The organism is Acinetobacter geminorum (genome assembly GCF_013009345.1).
Classification (GTDB): Bacteria; Pseudomonadota; Gammaproteobacteria; order Pseudomonadales; family Moraxellaceae; genus Acinetobacter; species Acinetobacter geminorum.
In genome coordinates, this window is sequence record NZ_JABELE010000017.1 from 68,032 (window position 1) to 74,778 (window position 6,747).

The 6,747-nt window shown below is 37.3% G+C and carries 5 protein-coding genes and 1 pseudogene; all 6 read left to right on the forward strand.

Annotated elements, in window-relative coordinates; translation table 11 throughout:
• Positions 1 to 56 precede the first annotated feature (56 nt).
• Complete coding sequence (gene uvrB, locus HJG58_RS15500) at positions 57 to 2,078, forward strand: excinuclease ABC subunit UvrB (protein ID WP_170249577.1); 2,022 nt, start codon at positions 57 to 59, stop codon at positions 2,076 to 2,078.
• 93 nt (positions 2,079 to 2,171) lie between these two features.
• Entirely contained in the window at positions 2,172 to 2,759 is a 588-nt protein-coding gene (locus tag HJG58_RS15505; RefSeq protein ID WP_086265436.1) for a lipocalin family protein, read from the forward strand.
• Between the two features lie 110 nt (positions 2,760 to 2,869).
• Positions 2,870 to 3,817 (forward strand): EamA family transporter RarD, encoded by a 948-nt coding sequence (rarD, locus tag HJG58_RS15510; protein ID WP_086265435.1) that lies wholly within the window; start codon positions 2,870 to 2,872, stop codon positions 3,815 to 3,817.
• A gap of 216 nt (positions 3,818 to 4,033) precedes the next feature.
• Positions 4,034 to 5,491, forward strand: coding sequence for a glyceraldehyde-3-phosphate dehydrogenase (locus tag HJG58_RS15515; RefSeq protein WP_086265434.1), 1,458 nt, complete (start codon positions 4,034 to 4,036; stop codon positions 5,489 to 5,491).
• 150 nt (positions 5,492 to 5,641) lie between these two features.
• On the forward strand, positions 5,642 to 6,367 hold the full coding sequence (locus HJG58_RS15520) for an MFS transporter (RefSeq protein ID WP_216076592.1): 726 nt from the start codon (positions 5,642 to 5,644) through the stop codon (positions 6,365 to 6,367).
• An 11-nt stretch (positions 6,368 to 6,378) separates the two neighbouring features.
• A pseudogene (locus tag HJG58_RS15525) lies at positions 6,379 to 6,747 on the forward strand (hypothetical protein); the annotation flags it as partial.

Consider the following 6,747-nt stretch of genomic DNA (forward strand, 5'->3'; position numbering starts at 1 on the left):
AAATCCCCATTAAAAGGGGAGACGTTAAATTCAATTTTTCATAAAGAGAGATAACTTTGAACGAAAATCAACCTTTTGATTTGGTCACTCATTATCAGCCAGCAGGTGATCAGCCACAGGCCATTGAAAAGCTGGTAAATGGTATCGAGCATGGTTTTCGTAATCAGTTATTACTTGGTGTAACTGGCTCGGGTAAAACCTATACCATGGCAAATGTGATTGCTCAAACACAGCGACCTACAATTGTGATGGCCCATAACAAAACTTTGGCTGCCCAGCTTTATGGCGAATTTAAAGCGTTCTTCCCTAATAATGCGGTTGAGTATTTCGTAAGTTATTATGATTACTATCAACCCGAGGCTTACGTTCCATCCTCAGATACTTTTATCGAAAAAGATGCAGCCATTAACGATCACATTGACCAGATGCGGCTATCGGCAACACGCGCTTTATTAGAGCGTCGTGATGCAATTATTGTGGCATCGGTTTCTGCAATATATGGTTTGGGTGATCCAAATGCTTATATGCAAATGTTACTGCATGTGGTTGAGGGCGACCGCGTAAGTCGTGATGAAATTATCCGCCGTTTGGTTGAAATGCAATATACGCGTAATGAACTTGAGTTCTTACGTGGTACATATCGAATTCGCGGCGAAATTATTGATATTTTCCCTGCCGAATCTGATCAACACGCGATTCGTATTGAACTATTTGATGACGAGGTCGATTCGATCCGTTGGTTTGACTCGCTAACGGGTAAAATGGTCCGTAAAGTTCCACGTGTTACGATTTATCCAAAAAGCCACTATGTAACGCCGAAAGATCATCTGACTCGTGCCATTGATACGATTAAAGATGAATTACAAGATCAACTTAAGTTCTTCCGTGAACATGACAAATTGCTGGAAGCCCAGCGTATTGAGCAGCGTACCCGTTATGATTTAGAGATGATGCAACAGTTGGGTTATACCAATGGTATCGAAAACTACTCACGTCATTTATCGGGTCGTCCAGCTGGTGAAGCACCTCCAACTTTATTTGATTATGTACCTGAAGATGCGTTGTTAATTATTGATGAATCACACGTTACTGTTCCTCAAATTGGGGCGATGTATAAAGGTGACCGATCACGTAAAGAAAATTTAGTGAATTACGGGTTCCGTTTACCAAGCGCACTTGATAATCGACCAATGAAATTTGAAGAGTGGGAGCGCATTGTACCGACGACCATTTTTGTCAGTGCGACGCCAGCAAAATATGAGTTAGATAAGTCTGACCAAGTGGTTGAACAGGTGGTACGCCCAACAGGACTAATTGATCCTGAAATTGAAGTTCGCCCTGTATTAACTCAAGTTGATGATGTTCTTTCTGAAATTAATATTCGTAAGAACCTAAATGAACGTGTGTTGGTGACTACTTTAACAAAGCGTATGGCAGAAGATCTGACCTCTTACTTAAAAGAATATGGGGTTAAAGTCGCTTATTTACACTCGGATATTGATACGGTTGAACGTGTCAAAATTATTCATGAGTTACGTACAGGTGTGTTCGACGTTTTAGTCGGTATTAACTTGCTGCGTGAAGGTCTCGATATGCCAGAAGTTTCTTTAGTTGCTATTTTGGATGCAGATAAAGAAGGTTTTTTACGTTCGGAACGTTCACTTATTCAAACGATTGGCCGTGCTGCGCGTAACGTAAAAGGTAAAGCAATTTTATATGCTGACCGAATTACTGATTCTATGCAAAAAGCAATAGATGAGACTGAGCGCCGTAGAGCGAAACAAATCGAGTTCAACGAGTTACATGGTATTACGCCACGTAGTGCCGTTCGTCAGGTCATCAAAGAAATTGATTCAGGTGAAGTGCTTTCAGATGATGAAATTGATGAGAAAGTACTTGAACAAGCACAAGCTTTGAGTGCCGATGAAAGACATATTCTCTCAGATCCAAAATTGTTTAGTAAGCATATTACTAAGCTTGAAAAAGAGATGTTGAAAGCCTCGAAAGATTTACAGTTTGAACAAGCAGCACGGATACGTGATGAAATCATTCGACTGAAAGCGCAAATGTTGCAATAAACGCATACATAACGCTACATAATGTGTTTAAAAAACAAGCTACTGTAGATATTTGAGTTCTTTTGTATTCACAACTAATCGTTGAGGGCAACAATGGCGTTTCGAAATAATGTTCCGCAAGCCAGTTGGCGTTTAGCTAAAATTGCTTTGGGCGGTGTCGTTTTGGCTGGTTTGGCTGTTGGAACCTACGTCTATGCCCAGCCAAAACCTTTACAAACTGTCTATAAAGTTGAACTGGACCGGTATTTAGGTGTTTGGTATGAAGTCGCTCGTAAGCCTACATTTTTTCAAAAAAAGTGTGCTTATAACGTATCTGCAACTTACACCTTAAACGAAAATGGAAATGTAGTGGTAGATAATCGCTGCTACGACAATAGAAAACAATTACAGCAATCTATCGGGGAGGCCTTTGTGGTTAACCCGCCATATAACAGCAAATTGAAGGTAAGTTTTTTACCTGAAGCTGTAAGGTGGATTCCGGTAATTCGTGGGGATTACTGGATTTTAAAGTTAGATGAAGACTATCAGACTGTTTTGGTTGGGGAGCCTTCACGTAAATATCTGTGGGTGCTATCAAGAGACCCTCATCCAGAGCAAGAAGTAGTGGATGAATATTTAAATTATGCAAAAACATTAGGTTTTGATATCCGAGATGTTATCCGTACAGAACATAAAGAATAGTGGTATATGTTTGATTAAGAAGAAACCATGTTTTTACATGGTTTTTTCTTTTTTATGGTGGATAAATCAAGTATTGTAGTGAGTTGCTTTTACTAAAGTCTAAGAGGTTAATGATGTTTAAGGGCGTGATCTTGTCTGTCATGGCATCATTCACTTTTGGTGTACTTTATTTTTATACTCAATTATTAAGCCAACTCGATAGTGAGCAAACTTTTGGATGGCGAATTATTGCAACACTGCCGTTTCTTACTTTGTTTATGTGGTGGAGTGGTGATTTAGCCTATATCAAGAATATCTATCAACGTATTTTGGCTAAACCTTCTTTACTATTGCTATTAATCACAACTTCTATTTTAACCTCAGTACAACTTTGGCTTTTTTTGTGGGGGCCGATGCATGGACGTGGGTTACAAGTCTCTTTGGGATATTTCCTATTACCGCTGGTTCTTGTCTTAGCTGGAAGTGTTTTGTATGGCGAAAAAATATCAAAATTTCAATGGGTAGCAATTATTCTTGCAGTCATTGGCGTTAGCCATGAGATATGGCGTTTAGGAAGTATTGCTTGGGAAACTGCATTGGTAGCAGTTGGATATTCTGCCTACTTTTTATTACGTAAGAAAATTAAAACAGATAATTTAGGGGGCTTTTGGTGGGATCTGGTCATTATTATGCCCGTTGCAATTTATTTAACTCATACAGGTTTGCTGCCATACAGTAAATTTATAGACCAACCGAGTCTTTCTTTGATCATAATTGGGCTTGGAATTTTAAGTGCGATTGGTTTGGGAAGTTATATTCTGGCAAGCCGCTTTCTACCTTTAGTTGTATTTGGACTTTTAGGATATTTGGAGCCTGTATTACTTGCTTTAGCTTCTTTAGTTTTAGGAGAGAGTATTGGTCAAGAAGAATGGTTCACTTATATTCCGATTTGGTGTGCTGTTTTTGTACTCGTTTTAGAAGGGGCGCTTCATCTTTATCAACAACGGCAAAAAGCCCAAAATCTACAACTTAATATCAAAAAATATCAAAAAAGATTAAAAAATGATGAGTTCGAGTAGGTCATTAGAATCTAAAAAGTAAGAAAAAGCAAAAATTTAGCTGTTTTAAACAATAAGATAATAAAAAATAATTATAGGTATTTTATGAATTTATGATGAATTTTAGGAAAATCTAGCCACTAACGTCAGCTTTTGATTCATTCTTGCCAATAATTCCATTACAATTACGGGGTTTTAAAAATCACGCCTAGATATAATTAATTAGAGGACGTATCTGTGAGCAAAGACACTATCATCGCCCTGCACGCTGAACACCAAGGCCGTTGGAAAAACCGTGAAGAAATCGCGGAACGTATGATTGCATTAATCGGTCAATTATACCGTGAAAAAAATATTGTCGTATCTGTTTACGGTCGCTCTTTAATTAACCGTTCTGTTATCCAAATTTTGAAAACTCACCGTCGTACACGTGTTGTAGACGTTGAGCTTTCTGTTGTAAATACTTTCCCAATTTTAGAAGCTTTAGCAAAAGTTGAAAATATTGGTTCTGCAGAAGTTGATATCGGTAAACTTGCTGTTGAATATAAAGAAAAAGGCGGGGATGTTGATGCTTTTGTTGCTCAATCAGTTGAGTCAATCAAAGGTAGCGCAACTTCTGAACAACCTAAAGATGTAGTTCTTTACGGTTTTGGTCGTATTGGTCGTATCTTGGCTCGTTTAATCATTAGCCAATCAGGTTTAGGTCGTGGTTTAAGCCTTAAAGCAATCGTTGTACGTAAGTCTTCTGACGGTGACTTAGCAAAACGTGCTTCTTTACTTCGTCGTGACTCTATTCACGGTACTTTCGCTGGTACAATTTCTGTTGATGAAGAAAACGAAGCAATCATTGCTAATGGTAACTTCATTAAAGTGATTTATGCCTCTAGCCCAAGTGAAGTTGACTATACTGAATATGGTATTGAAAATGCACTTTTAATCGACAACACTGGTAAATGGCGTGATGCTGAAGGTCTAAGCCAACACTTGAAATGCCCAGGCGTTGCACGTGTTGTATTGACTGCACCAAGTAAAGGTGAAATGAAAAACGTTGTATTTGGCGTAAATAACTCAGATATCTTAGATGAAGACAAAATCATCTCTGCTGCAAGTTGTACAACAAATGCAATCACTCCAATTCTTAAAGTATTGGATGACAAATATAAAGTTCTTAATGGTCATGTTGAAACTGTGCACTCATTTACAAATGACCAGAACTTAATCGATAACTATCATAAAGCAGATCGTCGTGGCCGTGCTGCTACTTTGAACATGGTAATTACAGAGACTGGTGCAGCTAAAGCAGTTGCTAAAGCATTACCTGCATTGAAAGGTAAATTAACTGGTAACTCTGTACGTGTTCCTACACCAAACGTATCTCTTGCGATCTTGAACTTAACACTTGATAAAGAAGTTGATCGTGAAGAAGTGAACGAATACATTCGTCAAATTTCGATTAACTCTAACCTTCAAGGTCAAATTGGTTATACCAACTCAACTGAAGTTGTATCGAGTGACTTTATCGGTTCTCGTACAGCAGGTGTATACGATGCTCAAGCAACGATTACTTCTGGTAACCGTTTAACTGCTTACGTTTGGTACGATAATGAAGTTGGTTATAGCTGTCAGGTATTACGTATCGCTGAACAAATGTGCGGCGTAAGCTACAAAAAAATTCCAGCAGAATTGAATGCTTAAGATCATTTAACGATCTATAAAAATATTTTCACAAAAAGACCCAGTTTAGACTGGGTTTTTTTACAACCGTACAAAATATATGCTGACTATTTTTTGTAAATAAATGAGAATACAAATTAAGGAAAAAAAGAAAATAGTAAGGGATAGGAATTGTCGCAGTTTAAACGTTTGTTGGTCGTTTTTATATTCATCATTATTGCCAATTTATGTGGTGTACTCATTGCAATATGGGTATTTAAGCACTTTAATATTTATATTCCACTAAAAAATCAGGCAGTTGCTATTGATTTGCAAGAGCCTCTACAAGTTAAGGTTAAAGTACAAGATGCTTTAAATGTGGATGTAAAAGGGCGCGTAAATGCCAGTATTCCAATTGATGAAAAACTAAATATTCCATTAACACAAACATTAACTCCGCGTGTTTATTTCGATAATATGGTGCCGATTAGTACTACTATTCCTGTCAAAGAAACATTAAAAGTCGAGCAAAATCTAGCAATTGATACCAAGGTTCAGGTACGTGTTTTGGGGCGTGATATTACATTGCCATTGAAAGGAACAATTCCATTAAAACTTGATGTGCCAATTGATATTAATGTTCCGCTTGAACAAAAGGTTCATTTAAAATTTGATGCACCAGTACGTACAGTATTAAAAGAAAATTTACATATTCCTTTAAAAGCAAGATTGGACACGAATATCCCAATAGAAGGGAATTTAAATGTACCTGTTAAAACAGCGTTAAATGCTTCGGTTGATGTGAAAAATACTTTGCCTGTTAAGATTGCAAATGGTGAGTTAAAGATTCCTCTGTCCACTATGCGATTAAATCGAGTATTGGGTTCAGAAACATCACAAAAGACAGCTGATCAATAGGGTGGATGCTAATGTTTCGTTCACTCAAGAGTATGTTAATCAGTTTCTTTTTAATGATGATACTGGCCGCTATTATGTTTTGGGTGTATCTCAATATTCAAGCAAATTTAGTCGTTTCGGCTCATAATGCCGATATTAGTTTACCTGACTCTTTAGAAACAAAAATTCAAGTTGGTAATACTTTGCAGGTTCAGTCTATTGGTAAACTTGATACAACTTTAGATATAGATCGCCAATTAACTTTACCTCTAAAAGGAAAATATCTGGCAGATTTAAATTTTGCAGTAGAAACACCTATTACAGTAGACTTCCTTCATAAATCATTTTTCAATCAATTTAATTGTTTATCTTTCACCCAATCTAAATTGTATATGCCAGCA

Coding starts and splice junctions, on each gene's coding strand:
- rarD (WP_086265435.1), top strand. CDS start 2,870: ATGATGTTTAAGGGCGTGATCTTGTCTGTCATGGCATCATTCACTTTT.
- HJG58_RS15505 (WP_086265436.1), top strand. CDS start 2,172: ATGGCGTTTCGAAATAATGTTCCGCAAGCCAGTTGGCGTTTAGCTAAA.